The sequence below is a fragment of the Aquabacterium sp. genome, assembly GCF_035476535.1.
In the GTDB taxonomy this organism is placed as follows: Bacteria; Pseudomonadota; Gammaproteobacteria; order Burkholderiales; family Burkholderiaceae_C; genus Pseudaquabacterium.
Genome location: NZ_DATILJ010000075.1, coordinates 25,728 through 44,855 on the forward strand (window position 1 = coordinate 25,728; position 19,128 = coordinate 44,855).

General features: G+C 66.4%; 25 protein-coding genes. 15 read left to right on the top strand and 10 right to left on the bottom strand.

The genetic code is table 11. The annotated features are described in order from the left end of the window. The first annotated feature begins 5 nt into the window (after positions 1–5). From VLK61_RS07480 to VLK61_RS07510, 7 genes are read left to right on the top strand one after another with little or no spacing between them, the layout of a single operon-like run. Positions 6–1,235, top strand: coding sequence for an ABC transporter substrate-binding protein (locus VLK61_RS07480; protein ID WP_325419753.1), 1,230 nt, complete (start codon positions 6–8; stop codon positions 1,233–1,235). A gap of 20 nt (positions 1,236–1,255) precedes the next feature. After that, complete coding sequence (locus VLK61_RS07485) at positions 1,256–2,137, top strand: SMP-30/gluconolactonase/LRE family protein (RefSeq protein WP_325419755.1); 882 nt, start codon at positions 1,256–1,258, stop codon at positions 2,135–2,137. After that, positions 2,134–2,889, top strand: a complete 756-nt coding sequence (locus tag VLK61_RS07490; protein WP_325419757.1) for an ABC transporter ATP-binding protein — start codon at positions 2,134–2,136, stop codon at positions 2,887–2,889. Before VLK61_RS07485 ends, VLK61_RS07490 begins: the two co-directional genes overlap by 4 nt. Beyond that, positions 2,882–3,592 (top strand): ABC transporter ATP-binding protein, encoded by a 711-nt coding sequence (locus tag VLK61_RS07495; protein ID WP_325419759.1) that lies wholly within the window; start codon positions 2,882–2,884, stop codon positions 3,590–3,592. The genes VLK61_RS07490 and VLK61_RS07495 overlap by 8 nt, the downstream gene beginning before the upstream one ends. A gap of 12 nt (positions 3,593–3,604) precedes the next feature. Beyond that, positions 3,605–4,486: a branched-chain amino acid ABC transporter permease gene (locus VLK61_RS07500; protein ID WP_325419761.1), complete on the top strand. Its 882-nt coding sequence runs from the start codon at positions 3,605–3,607 to the stop codon at positions 4,484–4,486. Between the two features lie 24 nt (positions 4,487–4,510). Further along, positions 4,511–5,536, top strand: coding sequence for a branched-chain amino acid ABC transporter permease (locus VLK61_RS07505; RefSeq protein ID WP_325419762.1), 1,026 nt, complete (start codon positions 4,511–4,513; stop codon positions 5,534–5,536). Further along, positions 5,517–6,293: an SDR family NAD(P)-dependent oxidoreductase gene (locus VLK61_RS07510; RefSeq protein WP_325419764.1), complete on the top strand. Its 777-nt coding sequence runs from the start codon at positions 5,517–5,519 to the stop codon at positions 6,291–6,293. Before VLK61_RS07505 ends, VLK61_RS07510 begins: the two co-directional genes overlap by 20 nt. Positions 6,294–6,381: 88 nt before the next feature. Here the strand turns inward: VLK61_RS07510 and VLK61_RS07515 are convergent, their stop codons facing one another. Further along, positions 6,382–7,161, bottom strand: a complete 780-nt coding sequence (locus VLK61_RS07515) for an IclR family transcriptional regulator (RefSeq protein WP_325419766.1) — start codon at positions 7,159–7,161, stop codon at positions 6,382–6,384. Between the two features lie 58 nt (positions 7,162–7,219). Here VLK61_RS07515 and VLK61_RS07520 point away from each other — a divergent pair, with 58 nt between their 5' ends. Continuing rightward, the gene (locus VLK61_RS07520) at positions 7,220–7,750 is read left to right on the top strand and encodes a nuclear transport factor 2 family protein (RefSeq protein WP_325419768.1); all 531 of its coding nucleotides are present in this window, start codon (positions 7,220–7,222) and stop codon (positions 7,748–7,750) included. A gap of 45 nt (positions 7,751–7,795) precedes the next feature. Beyond that, entirely contained in the window at positions 7,796–8,554 is a 759-nt protein-coding gene (locus VLK61_RS07525; protein WP_325419770.1) for an SDR family NAD(P)-dependent oxidoreductase, read from the top strand. An 87-nt stretch (positions 8,555–8,641) separates the two neighbouring features. Here the strand turns inward: VLK61_RS07525 and VLK61_RS07530 are convergent, their stop codons facing one another. Together VLK61_RS07530 and VLK61_RS07535 are read right to left on the bottom strand one after the other, a co-directional pair. Beyond that, positions 8,642–9,196 (bottom strand): GAF domain-containing protein, encoded by a 555-nt coding sequence (locus tag VLK61_RS07530; protein ID WP_325419772.1) that lies wholly within the window; start codon positions 9,194–9,196, stop codon positions 8,642–8,644. A gap of 51 nt (positions 9,197–9,247) precedes the next feature. Beyond that, on the bottom strand, positions 9,248–9,937 hold the full coding sequence (locus VLK61_RS07535) for a TetR/AcrR family transcriptional regulator (protein ID WP_325419774.1): 690 nt from the start codon (positions 9,935–9,937) through the stop codon (positions 9,248–9,250). 85 nt (positions 9,938–10,022) lie between these two features. On the opposite strand from VLK61_RS07535, the gene VLK61_RS07540 reads away from it, so the two are divergent. Further along, positions 10,023–11,045 (top strand): NAD(P)H-binding protein, encoded by a 1,023-nt coding sequence (locus tag VLK61_RS07540; protein WP_325419776.1) that lies wholly within the window; start codon positions 10,023–10,025, stop codon positions 11,043–11,045. 16 nt (positions 11,046–11,061) lie between these two features. Here the strand turns inward: VLK61_RS07540 and VLK61_RS07545 are convergent, their stop codons facing one another. The 3 genes from VLK61_RS07545 to VLK61_RS07555 form a co-directional block, all read right to left on the bottom strand. Further along, positions 11,062–11,889, bottom strand: a complete 828-nt coding sequence (locus VLK61_RS07545) for a plasmid replication/partition related protein (protein WP_325419778.1) — start codon at positions 11,887–11,889, stop codon at positions 11,062–11,064. Between the two features lie 65 nt (positions 11,890–11,954). Continuing rightward, on the bottom strand, positions 11,955–12,368 hold the full coding sequence (locus VLK61_RS07550; protein ID WP_325419779.1) for a hypothetical protein: 414 nt from the start codon (positions 12,366–12,368) through the stop codon (positions 11,955–11,957). 196 nt (positions 12,369–12,564) lie between these two features. Then, positions 12,565–13,098, bottom strand: coding sequence for a CHRD domain-containing protein (locus VLK61_RS07555; RefSeq protein ID WP_325419781.1), 534 nt, complete (start codon positions 13,096–13,098; stop codon positions 12,565–12,567). A gap of 360 nt (positions 13,099–13,458) precedes the next feature. On the opposite strand from VLK61_RS07555, the gene VLK61_RS07560 reads away from it, so the two are divergent. From VLK61_RS07560 to VLK61_RS07570, 3 genes are all read left to right on the top strand, one after another. Further along, complete coding sequence (locus tag VLK61_RS07560; RefSeq protein WP_325419783.1) at positions 13,459–13,758, top strand: hypothetical protein; 300 nt, start codon at positions 13,459–13,461, stop codon at positions 13,756–13,758. Between the two features lie 556 nt (positions 13,759–14,314). Continuing rightward, positions 14,315–14,749, top strand: coding sequence for a PaaI family thioesterase (locus tag VLK61_RS07565; protein WP_325419785.1), 435 nt, complete (start codon positions 14,315–14,317; stop codon positions 14,747–14,749). A gap of 119 nt (positions 14,750–14,868) precedes the next feature. After that, the gene (locus VLK61_RS07570) at positions 14,869–15,345 is read left to right on the top strand and encodes a MarR family winged helix-turn-helix transcriptional regulator (RefSeq protein WP_325419787.1); all 477 of its coding nucleotides are present in this window, start codon (positions 14,869–14,871) and stop codon (positions 15,343–15,345) included. A 74-nt stretch (positions 15,346–15,419) separates the two neighbouring features. Here the strand turns inward: VLK61_RS07570 and VLK61_RS07575 are convergent, their stop codons facing one another. From VLK61_RS07575 to VLK61_RS07590, 4 genes are all read right to left on the bottom strand, one after another. Then, on the bottom strand, positions 15,420–16,211 hold the full coding sequence (locus VLK61_RS07575) for a carboxymuconolactone decarboxylase family protein (protein ID WP_325419789.1): 792 nt from the start codon (positions 16,209–16,211) through the stop codon (positions 15,420–15,422). A gap of 64 nt (positions 16,212–16,275) precedes the next feature. After that, a complete protein-coding gene (locus VLK61_RS07580) occupies positions 16,276–16,536 on the bottom strand; it encodes an Atu4866 domain-containing protein (RefSeq protein ID WP_325419791.1) in 261 nt (86 codons plus the stop codon). A 40-nt stretch (positions 16,537–16,576) separates the two neighbouring features. Continuing rightward, complete coding sequence (locus tag VLK61_RS07585; RefSeq protein ID WP_325419793.1) at positions 16,577–17,209, bottom strand: hypothetical protein; 633 nt, start codon at positions 17,207–17,209, stop codon at positions 16,577–16,579. Next, positions 17,206–17,472: an ATP-binding cassette domain-containing protein gene (locus VLK61_RS07590; protein ID WP_325419795.1), complete on the bottom strand. Its 267-nt coding sequence runs from the start codon at positions 17,470–17,472 to the stop codon at positions 17,206–17,208. The genes VLK61_RS07585 and VLK61_RS07590 overlap by 4 nt, the downstream gene beginning before the upstream one ends. A 115-nt stretch (positions 17,473–17,587) precedes the next feature. Here VLK61_RS07590 and VLK61_RS07595 point away from each other — a divergent pair, with 115 nt between their 5' ends. Both VLK61_RS07595 and VLK61_RS07600 read left to right on the top strand, forming a co-directional pair. Continuing rightward, entirely contained in the window at positions 17,588–18,352 is a 765-nt protein-coding gene (locus VLK61_RS07595; protein ID WP_325419797.1) for an MHYT domain-containing protein, read from the top strand. A gap of 544 nt (positions 18,353–18,896) precedes the next feature. Then, on the top strand, positions 18,897–19,128 hold a 232-nt coding region (locus tag VLK61_RS07600; protein ID WP_325419799.1), incomplete at its 3' end, for a hypothetical protein.

Here is a 19,128-nt window from a genome sequence, read left to right on the forward strand (position 1 = left end):
CACGCATGACTTTCTTCCACAACAAGGCCACCGCACTGGCCACCGCGACCTTCGTCCTGTTCGCCGCGGCATCCGCCAGCGCGCAGATCTCCGACGACGTGCTGCGCATCGGCGTCATGGGCGACATGACCGGCCCCTATTCCGGCAACGGCGGCCCGGGCTCGGTGATCGCTGCGCGCATGGCGGTCGAGGACTTCGGCGGCAAGCTCGACGGCAAGCCGATCGAGATCGTCGTTGCCGACGACCAGAACAAGCCCGACATCGGCCTGGGCCTGGCGCGCAAGTGGATCGAGAACGACAAGGTCGACGCCATCATCGGCGGCTCGGCGTCCTCCATCGCGCTCGGCGTGCAATCGCTGATGAAGGAGAAGCAGAAGCCCTACCTCGTCGCCGGCACGGTCACCGCGGAGCTGACCGGCAAGTCCTGCTCGCCGATGACGGTGCAGTTCATCGTCGACACCTACTCGCTGCCCAAGGCCGGCGTGCAGACGCTGATGAAGCAAGGCATCAAGAGCTTCTACTTCGTGACGGTCGACTACGCCTTCGGCCAGGCCCTGCAGACCGACGCGACGCGCTTCATCGAGGCCGCGGGCGGCAAGGTGCTCGGCTCGGTCAAGCACCCGCTGGGCACCACCGATTTCTCCTCCTACCTGCTGCAGGCGCAGGCCAGCGGGGCGAAGGCCATCGTCATCCTGAACGCCGGCGCGGACTTGTCGAATGCGCTCAAGCAGGCCGCCGAATACCGCCTGACGAAGAACGGACAGATCGTCACCGTGTTCGGCATGACGATCAACAGCGTCACCGCGATGGGGCTGGAGGTTGCGCAGGGCATCCAGTTCACGGCGCCGTTCTACTGGGACCGCGACCCCGAGAGCCGCGCCTGGGCCAAGCGCTTCATGGAGCGCAGCAACGGCGTCGTGCCGACCTACATCCAGGCCGGCGCCTACAGCGCGATGACGCACTACCTGAAGGCCGTGAAGGCGGCAGGCAGCGACGCCGGCCCGGCGGTGATGGCCAAGATGAAGGCCACGCCGGTTGACGACTTCGCGATCAAGAACGCGCGCATCCGCGAGGACGGCCAGCTGATGCGGCCGAGCTACTCGATCACCATCAAGTCGCCGGCCGAATCCAAAGGCAAGTTCGACTACTACAAGATCGGCGCCGAGATTCCCGCCGAGCAGGCCTACCGGCCGCTCGCCGAAGGCGTGTGCGAATTCGCCAAGGCGGCGAAGTAGGCAGCGAAGCAGGCAGCATCATGGACATGCGATGTCTTCCCGGCCCGCGCGACCGGCTCGGCGAAAGCCCGCTCTGGGACCCGCGCGATCAGTCGCTGTACTGGGTGGACTCGAAGGCGCCGCAGGTCCGGCGTCTGCACCCGGCCAGCGGCGAGGTGCGCAGTTGGCCCGTGCCCGAGGACATCGGCTCGATCGCGCTGACGGACAGCGGGCGGCTGCTGATGGCGCTGGCCAGCGGCTTCCACCTGCTCGACCTCCAAAGCGGCGAGACGACGCCGCTGGTGGCGGTGCAGCACCCGAAGCCGCAGATGCGCCTGAACGACGGGCGTTGCGATCGCCAGGGTCGGTTTGTCGCCGGCTCGCTGGTGCATGGCCGGACCGATCCCGATGGCCAAATCTACCGGCTCGATGCCGAGCGTCGTGTCGATGTGCTCCAGAGTGGCATTGCGATCGCCAACAGCATCTGCTTCAGCCCGGCGGGCGATCGCATGTACTTCGCCGACAGCCTCTCGGGCATCGTCCAGGTCTGCGACTATGACGGGCCCAGCGGCCGCGTGGGCGCTGCGCGACCCTTCGTCGACACGCGGCCCCACGGCTCGGGGCCGGACGGTGCCACGGTGGACGCTGAAGGCGGCGTGTGGGTGGCGCTCGTGCTTGCCGGCCGCATCGCACGCTTTCGGCCGGACGGCAGCCTCGACCGTCTGGTGGATCTTCCCGTGCAGTACCCGACCTGCCCCTGTTTCGGTGGACCGGCGCTGGATGTGCTCTATGTCACCAGCATCTCCGATTCGGGCCACCGGCTGCGCAGCGACGCGCCGGATGCGGGCGCAGTGGTCGAGGTGATTGGACTCAAAGTGAGCGGCCTGCCCGAAGCACGTTTTGCCGATGGATCACGACCATGAGTGACGACTACATCCTGGAGACGCGTGGCCTGTGCAAGGCGTTCCGCGGCTTCCATGCCGTGAAAGACGTGTCCCTGCGCGTGAAGCGCCATGCCGTGCATGCGCTGATCGGCCCGAACGGCGCCGGCAAGACGACGTGCTTCAACCTGCTGACGAAGTTCCTGCCGGTCAGCGCCGGCACCATCAGCTTCAATGGCCGCGACATCACCCGCGCCGAGCCGGCGGACGTCGCGCTGATGGGCCTGGCGCGATCCTTCCAGATCTCCGCCGTGTTCGGGCAGATGACGGTGCTGGAAAACGTGCGTGTCGCCTTGCAGCGCCGCGAGGCCCCGACCTTTGCGTTCTGGCGCAGCGAACGTGTGCTGGACGGCCTCAACGACGAAGCGATGGTGCTGATCGAGCGGCTGGGATTGGCGCGCTGGCGCGATACGCCGGCGGCCGATCTGTCCTACGGGCGCAAGCGGGCGCTGGAGCTGGCGACGACCATCGCCCTCGAGCCCGCGCTGATCCTGCTCGATGAACCCATGGCCGGCCTGGGCAGCGAAGACATCGCGCCGGTGATGCGGCTGATTGCCGACGTGGCCCACCAGCGCACGGTGCTGATGGTCGAGCACAACATGAAGGTGGTGGCCGAGCTGTGCGACCGCATCACCGTGCTGCAGGCGGGAGAGATCCTGGCCGAGGGCAGCTATGACGAAGTCTCGCGCGATGCGCGGGTCATCGAGGCCTATGTCGGAGGGGTCCATGCCTGAAGCCGAACCCCTTCTGGCCGTGTCGCAGCTGACGGCGTTCTACGGCGAGACCCAGGCGCTGCATGGCGTCGACCTCGAGGTGCGGCGCGGCGAAGTGGTGTGCCTGTTGGGACGCAATGGCGCGGGCAAGACGACGACGCTGCGCGCCGTGATGGGCCTGATCGACAAGCGCGGTGGCGACATCCGCATCGGCGGCCGCTCGACCCGCGGCCTGCCGCCGGAAGCGATCGCCCATCTGGGGGTGGCCTACTGCCCCGAGGAGCGCGGCATCTTCGCCAGCCTGGACGTCGAGGAGAACCTGATGCTGCCCCCGGTGCTGCTGCCCGGCGGCATGAGCGTCGACGAGATCTACGCGCTGTTCCCGAACCTGCTGGCGCGCCGCCGCAGCCCGGGCACCCGGCTGTCGGGCGGCGAGCAGCAGATGCTGGCGATCGCCCGCATCCTGCGCACGGGCGCCACGCTGCTGCTGCTGGACGAGCCGACCGAGGGCCTTGCGCCGGTGATCGTCGAGAAGATCGGCCAGACCATCCGCTTGCTGCGTGAGCGCGGCTTCACGGTGCTGATGGTCGAACAGAACTTCCGCTTCGCGTCGCGCGTCGCCGACCGCTTCTACGTCATCCAGGAAGGTCATGCGGTCGAGCAGTTCGGGCGCGACGAGATCGACGCCGACCTGCCGCGCATCGAGGCCCTGCTGGGTCTCTGAGGAACGCACACCATGGATACCCTCTTCGGCGTGCCAGTGGCCGCCTTCATCGGGCAGCTGGTCATCGGCCTGATCAACGGCTCGTTCTATGCCCTGATGAGCCTGGGCCTGGCGATCATCTTCGGCCTGCTGCAGATCGTGAACTTCGCGCACGGCGCGCAGTACATGCTGGGGGCCTTCGTCGCCTGGGGCCTGCTCGAGTACCTGGGCATCGGCTACTGGCCGGCGCTGCTGCTCGCGCCGCTCATCGTCGCGGCCTTCGGCCTGCTGCTCGAGCGCACGATGCTGCGCCGGCTGTACAAGTCGAACCACGTCTACGCGCTGCTGCTGACCTTCGGCATCTCGCTGATCATGGAAGGCGCTTTCCGGCTCAAGTTCGGCGCCACCGGCATGCCTTATCCGAACCCGATCAGCGGCGGCATCGACACGCCGGCGGCCTTCCTGCCGCTGTACCGGGTGTGGGTCATCGCCGCGTCGTTCACGCTGTGCATGGTGACCTGGTTCACCATCGAGCGCACCAAGCTCGGCTCCTACCTGCGCGCGGCCACCGAGAACCCGTCGCTGGTGCGCACCTTCGGCATCAACGTGCCGCGCATGCTGATGCTGACCTACGGCCTCGGCGTCGGCCTGGCGGGGCTGAGCGGCGTCATGGCCGCGCCGATCTACCAGGTGAGCCCGCTGATGGGCAGCCACCTGATCATCGTCGTGTTCGCGGTGGTGGTGATCGGCGGCATGGGCTCGATCATCGGCTCGGTGGTGGCCGGCTTCGGCCTCGGCGTGCTGGAGGGCCTGGCCAAGCTGTACCTGCCCGAAGTGGCGGGCATCGTCATCTTCGTCGTCATGATCGTCACGCTGGCCGTCAAGCCCAATGGGCTGTTCGGCAGCGCGCACTGAGTGCTAACCATCAAGAGGCGCGTGATGACCTTCCCTCCGTCCCCGGTCCATCGCCCGGCGCTTGCGCTGGGGCTCGTCGCGCTGCTCATCGCGCCGACGCTGGTGTATCCGGTGTTCATGATGAAGCTGCTGTGTTTTGCGCTGCTGGCGGCGTCGCTCAACCTGCTGGTCGGTTATGTCGGCCTGCTGTCGTTCGGCCATGCAATGTTCTTCGGCAGCGCGGCCTATGTCAGCGCGCACGCGATCAAGGTCTGGGGCTTCGACGTCTCGCTCGGCATCCTCGCGGGGGTGGCCACCGCGGCGGCACTCGGCGCGACCACCGGGCTGCTGGCGATCCGCCGCCAGGGCATCGCGTTCTCGATGATCACGCTGGCCTTCGCGCAGCTGGTCTACTTCGTTGCGCTGCAGCTGCCTTTCACCGGCGGCGAGGACGGCATCCAGAACGTGCCGAGGCGGCCGCTGTTCGGCCTACTGGACCTGGGCAACAACATGACGCTGTACTACGTCGTGCTGACGATCGCGGTGCTGGGCTTCTGGCTCGCCTACCGCATCGTCTACTCGCCCTTCGGCCAGGTGCTGAAGGCGATCCGCGACAACGAGCCGCGCGCCATTTCGCTGGGCTACAAGGTCAATCGCTACAAGCTGCTGGCCTTCACGCTGTCGGCCGCGCTGGCCGGCCTGGCGGGCGCGACCAAGGTCGTGGTGTTCCAGATCGCCACGCTCACCGACGTCGGCTTCGGCGTCTCGGGCGAGGCAGTGCTGATGTCCATCCTGGGCGGCATCCAGACGATGCTGGGCCCGATCGTCGGCGCCCTGATTTCGGTGACGATGCAGAACTACCTGGCCGGCTTCGCCGAGTGGGTGCTGATCCTGCAAGGTGTCGTGTTCGTGGTGGTCGTGCTGGTGTTTCCGCGCGGCATCGTCGGCGAGTACCAGGCCTGGCGGTTGCGCAAGCGGGCCAGCCGCCAGGCGCTTGCTTCGCCGTCCTCGAGCCGAGGCGACGTTTCCCCTGAACCCGGAGTCAGCCCGCATGGCATTCAACATTCCTGACAACGCGGCCCTGCTGCAGGGCCGCCTGGCGCTCGTCACCGGGGCTGCCAGCGGCATCGGCCGGGCCATTGCATGGGGCTATGCGCAACAAGGCGCCCGCGTCGTGATGACCGACCTGGCCGAGCCGGGCTGCCAGGACACCGTGGCCGAGATCCGGCACGCCGGCGGCGAGGCCTGGGCCTTCGGCCTGGATGTCTGCGACGACGAGGCATGCCGTGCGGTGGCCGAGCGCGTCGGTGCCGAGATCGGCGACATCGACGTGCTGGTGAACAGCGCCGGCATCCTGATCCGCGAAGGCATCGACAGTCCGCAGGCGCACGCCGCGCTGCGCCGGGTGGTCGATGTGAACCTGTTCGGCTGCTTCAACACCATCCACGCCTTCCTGCCGGCCCTGCGCCGCACACGCGGCAGCATCATCAACATCGCCTCGGGCGCGGCGTTCATCGCGCAGGCCGGCTGCGTCGGCTATTCCAGCTCGAAGGCGGCCCTGAAGATGCTGACCGAAACGATGGCCGTCGACTTGGCCGCTGACGGCATCCGCGTGAATGCGCTGGCACCCGGCGTGATCGAGACACCGATGACCGCCGCCACCCGAAGCGACCCGGCGCGGCTGGCGGCCTTCATGCGACGCACGCCGATGGGCCGCGTCGGCCAGCCCGACGAACTGGCCGGGCCAGCCATCTTTCTCGCGTCGGCGATGGCCAGCTATGTCAACGGCGTGACGCTCCCGGTGGACGGCGGAACGCTGGCCACCTGATCGACCACCTGATCGACCACCTGTTTCACAAGTGCGCCCCGTGACCCTGTCGAGGCACGAAGTTGCCTGTGTGCATCTTCGCTGCGGGCTAGCCCGCAGCGGGCCGCGTGGCGGCGGACTGGCCGACCTCCTGCGCGGCACGCTTCAACATGGCGGTGTAGCGCGCCTTCATGGGCCGCACGCGGTCGAGCGCGCCACCCATGCCCAGCACGACCGGCTGCTCGTGCACGGCGACGGGCAGCAGCACGCACACGGTGGCGCCGCCCTGCAGCGGCACGCCCTCCGCATACGCGACCTTGCCGCTGCGCAGGGACGCCACCTTCTCCATCATCTGGGCCACCGGCACGCGGCGCTCGGGGCTGGACACGGCGATGTTGGCGCGGCGGATCAGCCGCTCGACTTCGTCGTCGGCATGCGTCGACATCAGCAGCCACCCGAGCGCCGATTCGACCAGCGGCCGCATGCTGCCTTCTTCGGTGAAGAAGCGCAGCGGGTGGGTGGACTGGATGACGCGGATGTACTGGATGAAGACGTCGTTCTGCACCGCGATCGAGACCGTCTCGCCGGTGGCATTGTGGATGTCGCGCATGGCCTCGCTCATGCGGCCGCGGCCGAGCAGTTCGTTCGCCACCCAGTCGCCCAGGTCGGCCACGCGCAGCGTGGGGAAGTACACCCGGCGCACGCGGTCGTAGTTGAGGTAGCCGAGCGCGATGAGGCTTTTCAGCAGCACCGTGGTGCTCGACTGCGGGTAGCCCAGCGCCGTGGTGAGCTGCTTCAGCGACTGCGGCACACGGACGTTGCGGAAGTGCTCCAGCACCTGCAGCACACGCGCTGCGGACTTGACGGGCGAGGCGTGGGCTGGACTCATGGTATTCACATCTGTGATGCTGAAGGCTACGTATGAAATTCTATGGAGATTCCTCCGCATGAACACCGACACCCACGCCCCGCTCCAACAACTGCTCGATCGCGAGGCCATCCGCGAGTGCATGTACCGCTATTGCCGCGGCATCGACCGCTGCGACGAGCAGGCACTTCGCTCCGCCTACTGGCCCGACGCGACCGACCGCCATGGCCCCTATTCGGGCAGCGCCACCGGCTTCATCGACTGGGCGCTCGAGAAGCTGCGCACCTCCGAACGCTCGGTTCACATCATCAGCAATCTGTCCATCACTTTCCTTCAAGCCTCGGCCGCCGCGGTCGAGACCTACTTCCAGGCACTGCAGCGCGACGCCGATGCGCAGGGCGTGCAGCGCGAGGTGTTTCTCGCCGGTCGCTACATCGACCGCTTCGAGAAGCGGGGCAGCGAATGGCGCATCGCCGAGCGCACGGTGGTCTACGACTGGATCCGCCCGCTCGGCACGCCTGAAGGCACCGAGGCCCAGCGCTTCGGCCCGCGCCTGCCGCAAGGGGCGAAGTTTCCGGACGATCCGGTCTATGCGCTGCTGGGCGGCTGAACCCATGGCAACAACGGCGGCGTGGCCTGCCTTGAAAGGATGGTGATGGACACACGTTTGAAGGACAAGGTGGCACTCGTCACCGGCGGCGCGCAGGGCATCGGTCGCGCCATCTCGGAGCTGTTCGCGCGCCACGGCGCCGCGGTGGGCATCCTGGACATCAAGGCCGAGCTCGCCGCGCAGGCGGCGCAGGAGATCGCGGCAGCGGGCGGCAGGGCCGTGGGCTTCGGCGGCGACGTGTCTCGCCGCGAAAGCTTCGTCGAGACGATTGCCGAGCTCGAGCGCCGCTTCGGCCGATTCGACGTGCTGGTCAACAACGCGATCTGGGTGCGCTACGGCCCGATCGAGAACATCACGCCCGAGATGCTGACGCGCATGGTCGGCACCGGCTTCAATTCGGTCGTCTGGGGCATCCAGGCGGCGGCGCCGGCGATGGTGCGCAGTGGCGGCGGCTCGATCGTCAACATCGCCTCGTCAGCGGGTTTCCTGGGCGTGCCCAACGCGATGCTCTACTGCGGTGTCAAGGCGGGGGTGCTGGGGCTCACCCGCTCAGCCGCCGCAGATCTCGGCCCGCAAGGCATCCGCGTCAACGCGGTCTGTCCCGGTTCGGTGCTGACCGAGGGCGTGCGCATCAATGTCACGCCGGAGATGATGGCCCAGCGCATTGCGCGGGCGCCCTTGAGGCGCATGGGTGAAGTGATGGACATCGCTCAGGCCGCGCTCTTTCTGGCCAGCGACGAAAGCAGCTTCATGACCAGCGAAGCAATGCTGGTGGATGGCGGCGTGACGAACGCGTTTCTGTGAGGCGGATGTCGCCGATCGGCTGGGACGCAGGAGCCAAGCGAGCGCGACAGACCGGATGCGGCCGAAAGCGCTTGGCGGGCCGCGTAGTCACTCCAGGAAGCCCCCGGTGGAGAGCGAGTTTCCGAGTAAGCGGCGCTGGGCGCGCAGGGTCGAGATTTCGGCCGCACACTTCCTGACGGCAGTGATCTCCGAGGACCGCCACTTGCGAGCGATGTTGTTGGTGCAGGTGATGATCCCCTGCACTTCGCCATGGCCGCCATACGAGGCGGCCAACAAGGCGCGGATGTTGAACGGCACCAGCATGGTCTCCTTCACGCCTTGGAGAACGGGGTCCGCAAAAGTGTCGCCACAGACATAGCATCCCTCTCTGACCAACGCGTCAAAGAAACCGCCACCGGACTCCGGGAACACCGCAGCGCCGGCGACAGCAAGCTCCCTTGCGCCGTCATAGGCCGCGACGCTGCGCATGACCCGCTGGCCGGCTTGACCGGAGACACTCCAAAAGGTCACGTACATGCATTTGAGTGCCTTCTGAATGGCTTCGGCCACTTTGCCGGCCGCTTCGATATCCGTCACGCGTCCGGCATCCACCTCATGCGCCAAGTCCCGCATCAGGAAGTGAAAATTGGGTACGCCGGTCACACGGGTTCTCCACCGTTGCTGCAGGCACCGATTTTCTCTCGATCGTCACGCTCAAGCGTCAGCCCGCGCGCCGGCCAGCAAGGCCTTCAGCGCCCCCCGCAGCACGCCGGTGGCTTCTTCGGGGCTGAGCAGGCCCGAGCTGACAAAAGCGCCGTTGACCAGCACCGCGAGCTGTGCGGCGAGTTGTTTGGGACGCGGTACGTTCAGCCGATTGGCGATGTCCAGCAGGCGGCCTCGCAGCGCCTGCATGTGTCGCTGCGAGACCTGGCGCGCCGGGTGGTCCTGCTCGGCGAACTCGGCCGCCACGTTGATCTGCGGGCAGCCGCGGTAGTTTGAGCGGGCAAGGCGCTCGCCGATCCAGAGCATATGGGCGTCCAGTTCGCCGGCGGGATCGTCTGGGAAGCGCAGGGCCACGCCGTCCCATTGCGCCCAGAACTCGAGATCCTCGCGTTCCAGGAAGGCGACGATGAGATCGTCTTTGGTGGGGAAGTAGCGGTACAGGCTCGTCTTCGCCACCGCCGCTTCCAGCACGACCAGATCGACGCCGACAGCGCGCACGCCGCGTCCATAGAACAGCCTGGAAGCGGTGTCGAGGATGCGGTCGCGGACGTCGAGCGCGGGTTCGACTGCCGCAGTGCCCGCGGTGCGGGCAGTTGCCGTCGCCGGGCGCTTCGACACCGCGCCGGAGCGGCCTGTTGGTGATGGATGTCGCTGGGAGCGGGGGGCGGAGGGGGTGCTCATGCTTGACATGCTACAGACCTGTCTGTAATCTTGGAAGAACAGACAGGTCTGTATCATCATGAACAACACCCATGAAAGGACTCCCATGAATGCCGCCCGCCAATTCATCGCCGTGTACGGCGCCACCGGCCACACCGGTCAATTCGTCGTCCAGGAAGCGCAGCGCCGCGGGCTGCCGGTGGTGGCGGTCGGGCGCAGCGCCGCCCGGCTCGACGAGACGATGCCTCCGGCTGTTTCCCGGCGCATTGCCGAGCTCGACGACCCGGTCAGCCTCGACAAGGCCTTCGCCGGCTGTGCGGTCGTCATCAACTGCGCGGGTCCGTTCCTCGACACCGCGGCGCCCGTGGCGCTGGCGGCGCTGCGTGCCGGTTGCCACTACATCGATGTGACGGCAGAGCAGGCCAGCGCGCAAGCGAGCTTGGCCGACTTCGATGCACCAGCGCGCGCTGCCCATCGGGTCGTGATTCCGGCGGCCGGATTCTATGGCGGCCTGGCCGATCTTCTGGCCAGCGCGCAGGCATCCGATGGCGACATCGACGAGATCACGGTAGCGATTGCGCTCGACCGCTGGTGGCCCACCGCCGGTACGCGCAAGACTGGCGAGCGCAACACGGTGCCGCGCATGGTCGTGACGAACGGGCGCCTGGCGCCCCTGGCGCCATCGGTCGAGGTGCCGGACTGGGTCTTCTCCGCGCCGCTGGGTACCCAGGCCATGGTCGAACTGCCCTTCAGCGAGGTCATCACCCTGGCCCACCACCTGAAGGTCGGCGCGATCCGATCGCTGCTCAACCGCTCGGCGCTGGCCGACATCCGCGATGCATCGACACCGCCGCCCACTGCGACGGACGACAGCGGGCGCTCGGCGCAGCGTTTCGAGTTGGCGGTGCGACTGGTGCAGGACGGCGTGACAAGGACGGCCGGCGTGCGTGGGCAGGACATCTATGCCGTGACGGCGCCCATCGTGGTCGAAACCGCCCGGCGGCTGCTGGCGCCCTCGTATCGGCGCAGCGGCGCCCTGGCACTGGCCGAGGCGGTCGACCCTGTTGACTTGCTGGGTTCACTGCACGGTCCGGCGCTGAACGTGTTCGGAGACGCCTTGCCCGGTTAAGCAGCGGGACTGAGCGTCATGGGGTCACTGCATGATCCCGCAACTGATTCTGCAGCGCCGCCACCTGCAGGCGCAAGGCCGCGTTCTCCGCGGTCAAGGCGACAACGCATTGCCGCAGCGACTCCACGGTGTCTTCCGACCCGGCAGCCTCCGCCGGTGCGGCGTCCGAATCGCTGTGCGGCTTGCGTCTGGATTCGCGAACGCGCTTGGCGGCCAGCTTCAGCTCGTCCTTTCCGGCGGCTGCGGCCGCGACCTGCTCCTGGGCAGGCAAGCTTGCGACGGCGGCTGCGGCATTGATCGAGATGGTCCCGGACTTGACCGCCGCCACCAGTTCAGGCGCCGCCTGCTTCTGGATTTTTTCGATCATCACCACCTGGCTGCTGCTCAGGCGCGCAGCCTTTGCCAGGGCTTCGCGGGTGTCGAGCGCTTCCGGCGCCTTCGTGCCACCGATGCCCGCATCAGGTGCCTCGGCGGCCGGCTTGTCTGGCGCCGGGTTCGGCGCCGCGACCGTCCGCGCGCGCCGCTCTGCCACGATTTCCCGCTTGCGCAGGGCCAGCACGCCGCGTTGGAAGTCCGAGATGCTGCGCCGGCCCAGGTGCTGGTCGATCATCCACAGGTGCACATCTTCGATGGATTGGAAGCGCGTGTTCTGCACGGTCTGGTATGGCAGCCCGTGCTTGCGGCAGATGCCGTAACGGTTGTGGCCGTCGACGAGCACGTCGCCCCACAGCACGAGCGCGTCGCGGCAGCCTTCGGACATGATGCTGCGCTCCAGGGCTTCGTACTCTTCCGGGGTCAACGGGTCGATGTAGGCTTTGAGTTCTTCGTTGACAACGATGTCCATGGGCGCGGAACTGGAACAGGGCAGCAGATGCGAGGGGGCCGCATTGTAGAGAGGGCCGCCCGTCGTCAAAACCTTGCAGCGATCCACATGGCAAGCATGACCAGCGCGCACAGGCCGCCCAACACCACCAGCCAGGCGATGAATGCTTCGTCGCTTCGGCCGCCCACCAGGCGGCTGACCCAGTAGCTGATCGCCACCACGGCGACGCCAGCGAGCGGGAAGGCCGGGACGAGCAGCATGCCGGTCATCACCAACAGGAAGACGAGTGTGATACCCAACAGCCGACTGGAGAGGGCCGGCCGGTGTCCCCCGCTTGGAATTCGTGGGGTTGCGAGCAAGGCTTCGGCCGGCTTCTTGTCCCCTGCGCGACGACATCGCTGGATCGCCTTGGCGGAAGCGCCGGAATGAGCGGGCGCTGCCCTTCTGATACCGGCAAGTGCAGGGTTTGCAGTTTTCCCGATCGGCGTGTAGGTGGCCATGCAGTCAATCTACGCCTGCCGTGCGTACTGAACATGCCGCGTTTGCGGGGCTCACCGACACCTGCCTGGGGGATTGATCGCGCAAACATTCTCGGGCCGAGGCGTGCGGAGGCAAACGCCGTTCTTTCGCTAGGCGTTCGCCAGCAACGCTCTGGCGGCCCCCTCGCCGCGCAGCCAGTTCTTCCCGTGATCGCGCTCAGTCTCTCGACGAAGTGCGGCGCCTGCGCGCTACCAGCAGCACGCCGCCCAGGCCGGCGAGCATCAGCCCGTAGGCGGAGGGTTCGGGGATTGGCGAGGTCACGCTGGCCACGTAGATCAACTGGCCGCGGATTGCGCCACCAGGGAACAGCGGCGTGTGGACGTTGACGTATTTGTCGACGAACGAGGTCGGCGTGATGAACGCGGCGTCGGTGTCGACAACCGAGCCGCTCAACTGGCCGCTGAAATCGATGCGCACCGGGCCGTTGGTGCCGGCCGGTGCAAAGTGGATGTGGGCTGCGGTGACGGGGTCGACGTCGTTGACGGTGATGACCCAACTGACTTCGTTTGTCAGGTTGTCGATCAGCACGCTCGCGGCGCCGAAGCCATCTGGGTCGCCGAAGGTGCCGCAGGTGGTGCCGGAGCATTCATTGGCGCCCAGCAGCACAGCTGCATAGATGTCGATGGCGGCATTGGCCGGCACACTGACGAAGGCGGACACAGCCGCGGCGGCGGCAACGAGTGTGCGCATGCTCAACTCCCAATCATGGGGATGAAGATCTACTTTAGTCGTGAAGAAAGTCCGTGTTGGACAAATCGCAGCCTTCGAACGTGGGATGTCGGCGCCGCAAGGGCACAAATTGTGCGCAGTGCTCAGGGGGAGACAGCCTGCTGTGGCCTCTCCTGGCGCACGTGAGCATCGCCGCAGCGAGATCGGCTCGATAGCGCCTTGGTTTCGAGCCAGACTGTTGTGAAATATGGAATGGCCCATTGATCGCCGCGGCATTTATCTGCGCCAGCCGCATCCCTAGACTCAGCGCATCGAACACGACATCGATCGACCGCCACCCAGGCAGCAGATTTTTCCTCCGTTCGAAGCCCTGAGGCCACCATGTTCAAGCAAACCGCGCTCATCCTCGCCACTGCCATTGCAGCCAGCGGCGCTTTGGCTCAGCAACTGCAGCTGAATTCGCCTGCCTCGCCAGAGCTGGCGGGCATCGAAGCCACGGGCGGCAAGTTGGCCCCTGGCGCGGCAAGTCATCTGACGCGCATCGGCGAGACAGGGCCGAGGTTCAACAACGACATGACCACGGCCGATGGCGGCGTCAAGGCCCAACGACGGTCCCGCACGGAGTACGCGAACGTGATGGGGATGAGCCTCACCGCGTGGCTTGTTTCCAGGCCACAGTGACGCCACATCCCCAGGTCCTGCGCAACTGAGACAGGCAGCCCGCCGGTTTTGGCCACGCTTCACGTCCCCGGCCCCAGCCGGTCGATGTCCCTCCATTCGCGCCTTGGCAATTCCGCTGCGGCTTGCTCCGGCAAGCCCCGTCTGGTCCGCGTAGCCGCGCGCACGGGCAAGGGCCTGCCGGCATCGGTGATCGCGCTGCGCGAACGCATTCGGCGCGCCGACGGGCGGCGCGCAGGCCAAATTCGACGCCGCCACGGGGCGCTGCATCGATGAGACGACGCGCAAGTTCGTCACCGATCAGATGGCGGCCTTCCAACGCTGGACCGTCGCGGTGAAACGCATGACCAGCGTCGACTGAATGTCATGGATGCCGATGCGGTGCTGCCGGGTGCTGGCTTGGTCGACACCTGGTGGTCCGGCCCTTCCCGCCACGCCAGCTCTGAAGGGGCAACGTCGATGGGTTCCTTCATCGCCAGTCTCGTGAGAGTTTCTAAGGTCATGTGTATTGACCTAAGTGCGCGAAGACAAGTATCCTTTCACTCTTTTGGAGTGAAAGATGGGCGCGACGGGGCTTGAAACACTGAAGAAGGTCTTTGCCGCGGGCGGTTTCGGAAGAGGCATCGGCCGGACGCTGGGTCTCGCCGGGACCGAGGTCGCTCACGGAAAGGTCACTCTTCAAGGCAGTCCGACGCCGGATCACTACAACCCCGCCGGCGCGGTCCACGGCGGTTATGTCGCCACGCTGCTGGATGGAGCGATCGCCTTGGCCGTCTACAGCACACTCCCGGCCGACGCCGTCTATAGCACCCTCGACCTCAAGATCACCTACCTGCGATCGCTGACCGAAGACTCAGGGCCCGTCAGGGCGGAGGCATCCGTGATCCACAGTGGCCGAACCGTCGTCGCGGCGGAGGCCAGGCTCCTGGACAACGCGGACAGGCTGTGTGCGCACGCGACCGGTACCTGCATCGTGGGTAGCCCGAAGCGATGACTCCCATTCCATAGGTCACCAAGCCCAGTTCACCGTCGGCGACGCAGTAGCATTGCGGTGGCCCCCGCATTGCTCAACGGTGAGCCATGCCGTCGGGGTGCCGCAGACGGGACGTATTCATGGCCAAGGCCAACCCTGCTTTCGGATTGCCCGCGGTTGAGAAGGCCGGCATGCGCGAGCTCCATCCTCTTGACGGCGCGTTGCTATTGATGCACTTCGCGTTCCGCGGACTCGTATCGCAGGCCGACCGGTACCTGGAGAAGCATGGCCTGACACGTGTCCACCATCGAATCCTTTACGTCATTGCGCGGACCGATGGCATCTCGATTGGCGGGTTGCTGGAGGTGCTCGGCGTCAGCAAACAGGCGCTTCATCGGCCGATGAAGTACCTGCAGGACAACGGCTATGTTGTGGCGGAGCGGGATGCCGTCGAACACCGAGTCAAGCTGCTTCGCCTGACGCCGAAAGGAGTGCGCATGGAACGCTCTGCCACTGACCACGAGCGGGCGGCGATGGGGGGCGCCCTGGGTGGCATGTCCTCTTCCGAGCAGAAGGCTTGGCGTGATGTCATGACCGCACTTGCAAAGCAGGCCTGAAGGTTCCATTGCAACAGGGCGGCAGAGACGCCCATTGAGTTGGGGGCGCCGGTGGCGCTTCGGAGAGCGTCATTTCAATGCGGGCGTGACGCAATCGTTTCGCCGAGCACTTCCTGGATAGCCAGTGCAGCGTTGATGGCACGGGGAAATCCGGCGTAGGCGGAAATTTGAATGGCCACCTCGACCAGTTGCTCCTTCGTTCCGCCGACGTTCAGGAAGCCGTGGATATGAATCTTGAGTTGCGGCACGGCACATCCCATCGCGGCGAGCGCAGCCACGGTGACCAGTTCTCGGCAGTGCAGATCGAGGCCTTGACGTGTGTAGATCCGGCCGAACGCAAAGTCGATGATGAAGCGGCCGAGGTCCGGCGAGAGGCCCCTGAGGGAGGCAATCACCTTCTCGCCGGCATCACCGTCGATCTCTTGCAGCGCCGCCATGCCTGCGACATAGGGATCGTCGCTCGCTGGTTCGGCACCGGACGCTTCGGGCACGATGCCACGCGCCACAAAGACCTGTCGCAGCGCGGCCGTGCCATTGAGCGCGGCAGGGAAGCCGGCATAGATCACGAGGTGGATCATCAGCTCGACCAGTTGGCGTGGCGTGCATCCCGCGTTGAGCGCGCCGGCGATGTGGAAGCGCAGCTGCGGCTCGAGGCCTCCCATGGCAGCCAACGCGGACAGCGTCACCAGTTGGCGCTGGGCCAGGTCCAGGCCGGGCCGCGAGTAGATCTCGCCATACACGAAATTGATGGCAAGCTGGGCCAGATCGGGGGCGACGCCGGACAGGGCATCGACGATGGAGGCCTGGCGAGAGCCTTCGATGCGGGCGAGAAAATCGAGTCCGGTGGTGGTTCGTGTGACGTCCATGGCGGTTCCTTGAATTGGGATGGGCAACGATCAGGGGCTGAGCAGCAACGATAGGACCTGCTGGCTAGCGCTCGCGATACAGGACCATGCCGGCGTGATACAGGACGTCGTCGCGGAACTCGCCATCGGCCGTGAAGCCCGTGTCGTCCGCATAGTCGATGTGATTGCCCTGCATCCAATAGCGCCCCTGGTACGCACGCTTTCTCTTGCCACGAGCCGAGTTTGAAGCGGATCGGATGGCGACGGGGTGGGTTCGGCCAACGCATGGCCTGCACACGTGAGCAGGGTCGCCGCGACAAGGGCAGTCACGACGGTGAGGCCGCACAAGGGAAGGTCTCGGTTCATGATCTGCCCTCCTTGCACTGTCAGTGGTCGAGGTCCGTCGTCACGGACAAGGCCGCCTGCGCGTCGACCTCGGCGCAGCGGCGCTTGATCGCCGCATAGGCATGGGTTACGGCATCGGACCCGGCGAGAAAGTGCAGTGGCGCTTCGCTCATCGCCGCGACCTGCACGATCACCTGCCCGAGCCTCACCGGGTCGCCAGGCTGCTGGTGGTTGTAGCTCTCGTAGTCGGCTCGTGGCAGATCGGCTGTGCCGTTGTAGTCGGCGATCTTGCGGTCGCCATAGCGTACCGATGACCGGTCGAGAAAGTCGGTGCTGAAGAAGCCTGGGCTTCTCGGCCCTGTCGACCGCGGATCGTCAGGCCTTGCTGGCCTTCCTGCGGTCGCTCTGATAGTGTGATAGCAACCGCTGGCCCCGGAGCCAGCGACGCCGGCGTGATTCCCGAAATCAGCCCCGCATCGACGCGGGGCTGATCTTATTGGCCAAAGCGCCAGAACCTTCGGATCGGGCTTCAAAGCCGTCCATTGATCGAAACACGCGCGATCGAAGAACCGAACGGTGCGTCCGAGCTTCGGGCTAAACGCCTCGAGCAGCCGCGCGCTCTTCGGTCGAACCCTGTCCAGCGGCACCGGGGTGCCAGTAGAAGATCGCTTCATGAATGAACAACTTGGGCGACAAAGGGCGCGTCAGCCACGGTCGACGAGGTCGTCGTGTCAATGCCGCCGATGGTGCCGCGGCCAGCGCTGGCTCGCAGCTGGCCGCGTAACATGGCCGCCAGATCCGACTGGCCGTTGCCTTCGACACCGGCCATGCCGAGCAACTCGCCGGCCCGGGCGGTCAGGCTCACATCGCGCAGTAGCGACTCCAGGCCGCAGCCTGCCAGCGAGCTGGCGTTAAGCAAGTCACGTTCTTCAAGCAATCCGGCCTGGATAACTTCAGCGCACGCCACTAGGATGCCTCGGGATCGGCGCTTGCCGGTCTTCCCGCATCGCGGCCTCGAGCGCGAACCCTGGATTCCACATGAGAGACCCCCGATGACGCCAGAGCTGCTGCCCGTCACCTACGCACCGCTGCTCGTCGCGCTGTCCTATCTGGTCTCTGCGCTCGGCGCTTTCACGGCGCTGTCGGCGGCCGCCGCGGCGCACCGCACCAATCGTCAGGTCAATCGCTTCAACATCTTTCTGGCCGGCCTCGCGCTGGGCGGTGTCGGCATCTGGTCGATGCACTTCGTCGGCATGCTGGGCTGGAAGGTGCAGCTGGGCGTGGGCTACCGCCTGCTGGAAACGATCGTGTCGCTGGTGGCGGCGGTCATCGTTTCGGCGCTGGCGCTGGGCTTCGTCGCGGCCGATCCGACCCAGCTCAGGCGCATTCTGCTGGCCGGTCCGCTGGCTGGCATCGGCGTGGCCGTGATGCACTACCTCGGCATGTACTCGATGAGCTTCGGCGGCTATTTCGACTGGGATGCAACCATCGTCGGCATCTCGGTGTTGATTGCGATGTTCGCCGCCACCGCGGCCTTGTGGCTGGCATTTCGTACCCGTGAGCGATGGCATCGCATCACGGCAGCCCTGGTGATGGCGGCTGCGGTCTGCACCATGCACTACACCGGCATGGCCGCGGCATCGGTGGTCTGCACCACGAGCAACCGCTATGCCGTGTCGCCCGATCTGCTGCGGCCGTCCGACCTGCCGTGGTTCGTCACCCTCGTCGCGTTCAGCGTCGCCTTCATGATCGCGATCGACTTGCGAATGCAGCGCATGACCAGCCGCGGTCCGGTCGTCGATTCGCGTTTGCGCTGAGCTTGCCGCCTTCAGGCGCGGCGCACTTCCATCACGCCTTGCGTCGGTCTGGGCGCTTGGTGACCGCAGTTGGGTGGGTCGCGCGCGGCTTTGCGGCTCTTGGGGCTGCTGCTGAATGCGAGCAGACCGCCGAGATCCCTGCGGACTACCGGCATGGGCCCACGTGCCCGTCGGCGCCCATTGCGACCCAAGCGACAAGGGCCCAGCCGAAGCCAAGCCCTTGATTTGATTGGTGGGACGAGGAGGATCGAAAAACGCCTGGCGGGGCCCGCCAGTGCTGGATTCTTGTCAACGAGGGTGGGTCAGTTACTGCATGGTCGCCGGTGCTGTTCGGTCTCCCGGGTGATGGCCGGCTGAGGTCGGTCTATCCGTGCACGGTCCCTTGACCGCCGGACCGCACCGCGCCGCCCGGCGCCCATTCGGCGAACGCGATCTCGGCGAAGCGACCCGAAGGAGCCAAACATGAGCTGCGCACCAGCCGACCGCAGGCGATCCACAGGCTGTACGATTCCGTGACCGCGCGCTGCGCAGGTACCACCCGCGCATGTACATCTCCGATGCCCGGCACTTCCTGGACGACAGGGGCGCCATCGCTCCTCTGCGCGGGCCAGCCAAGGCGATGGCTGAGTTCCATGCCGGGGTCATCGCCTACGCCACCGACTTCCACGAAGTCGGCGTGACGCTTCCTCGGTGCTTCAAGTGCAAGAAGGGCGCCGTTCAAGCCGAACTTGCGCAGGACGACGCCATCGTTTGGGGCTGCCCACGCTGCCAAGTCG

Excerpts from the sequence above, each read along its gene's own strand:
- VLK61_RS07480 (WP_325419753.1), top strand. The coding sequence starts at position 6 with ATGACTTTCTTCCACAACAAGGCCACCGCACTGGCCACCGCGACCTTC.
- VLK61_RS07485 (WP_325419755.1), top strand. The coding sequence starts at position 1,256 with ATGGACATGCGATGTCTTCCCGGCCCGCGCGACCGGCTCGGCGAAAGC.
- VLK61_RS07490 (WP_325419757.1), top strand. The coding sequence starts at position 2,134 with ATGAGTGACGACTACATCCTGGAGACGCGTGGCCTGTGCAAGGCGTTC.
- VLK61_RS07495 (WP_325419759.1), top strand. The coding sequence starts at position 2,882 with ATGCCTGAAGCCGAACCCCTTCTGGCCGTGTCGCAGCTGACGGCGTTC.
- VLK61_RS07500 (WP_325419761.1), top strand. The coding sequence starts at position 3,605 with ATGGATACCCTCTTCGGCGTGCCAGTGGCCGCCTTCATCGGGCAGCTG.
- VLK61_RS07505 (WP_325419762.1), top strand. The coding sequence starts at position 4,511 with ATGACCTTCCCTCCGTCCCCGGTCCATCGCCCGGCGCTTGCGCTGGGG.
- VLK61_RS07510 (WP_325419764.1), top strand. The coding sequence starts at position 5,517 with ATGGCATTCAACATTCCTGACAACGCGGCCCTGCTGCAGGGCCGCCTG.
- VLK61_RS07515 (WP_325419766.1), bottom strand. The coding sequence starts at position 7,161 with ATGAGTCCAGCCCACGCCTCGCCCGTCAAGTCCGCAGCGCGTGTGCTG.
- VLK61_RS07520 (WP_325419768.1), top strand. The coding sequence starts at position 7,220 with ATGAACACCGACACCCACGCCCCGCTCCAACAACTGCTCGATCGCGAG.
- VLK61_RS07525 (WP_325419770.1), top strand. The coding sequence starts at position 7,796 with ATGGACACACGTTTGAAGGACAAGGTGGCACTCGTCACCGGCGGCGCG.
- VLK61_RS07535 (WP_325419774.1), bottom strand. The coding sequence starts at position 9,937 with ATGAGCACCCCCTCCGCCCCCCGCTCCCAGCGACATCCATCACCAACA.
- VLK61_RS07540 (WP_325419776.1), top strand. The coding sequence starts at position 10,023 with ATGAATGCCGCCCGCCAATTCATCGCCGTGTACGGCGCCACCGGCCAC.
- VLK61_RS07545 (WP_325419778.1), bottom strand. The coding sequence starts at position 11,889 with ATGGACATCGTTGTCAACGAAGAACTCAAAGCCTACATCGACCCGTTG.
- VLK61_RS07550 (WP_325419779.1), bottom strand. The coding sequence starts at position 12,368 with ATGGCCACCTACACGCCGATCGGGAAAACTGCAAACCCTGCACTTGCC.
- VLK61_RS07555 (WP_325419781.1), bottom strand. The coding sequence starts at position 13,098 with ATGCGCACACTCGTTGCCGCCGCCGCGGCTGTGTCCGCCTTCGTCAGT.
- VLK61_RS07560 (WP_325419783.1), top strand. The coding sequence starts at position 13,459 with ATGTTCAAGCAAACCGCGCTCATCCTCGCCACTGCCATTGCAGCCAGC.
- VLK61_RS07565 (WP_325419785.1), top strand. The coding sequence starts at position 14,315 with ATGGGCGCGACGGGGCTTGAAACACTGAAGAAGGTCTTTGCCGCGGGC.
- VLK61_RS07570 (WP_325419787.1), top strand. The coding sequence starts at position 14,869 with ATGGCCAAGGCCAACCCTGCTTTCGGATTGCCCGCGGTTGAGAAGGCC.
- VLK61_RS07575 (WP_325419789.1), bottom strand. The coding sequence starts at position 16,211 with ATGGACGTCACACGAACCACCACCGGACTCGATTTTCTCGCCCGCATC.
- VLK61_RS07585 (WP_325419793.1), bottom strand. The coding sequence starts at position 17,209 with ATGAAGCGATCTTCTACTGGCACCCCGGTGCCGCTGGACAGGGTTCGA.
- VLK61_RS07595 (WP_325419797.1), top strand. The coding sequence starts at position 17,588 with ATGACGCCAGAGCTGCTGCCCGTCACCTACGCACCGCTGCTCGTCGCG.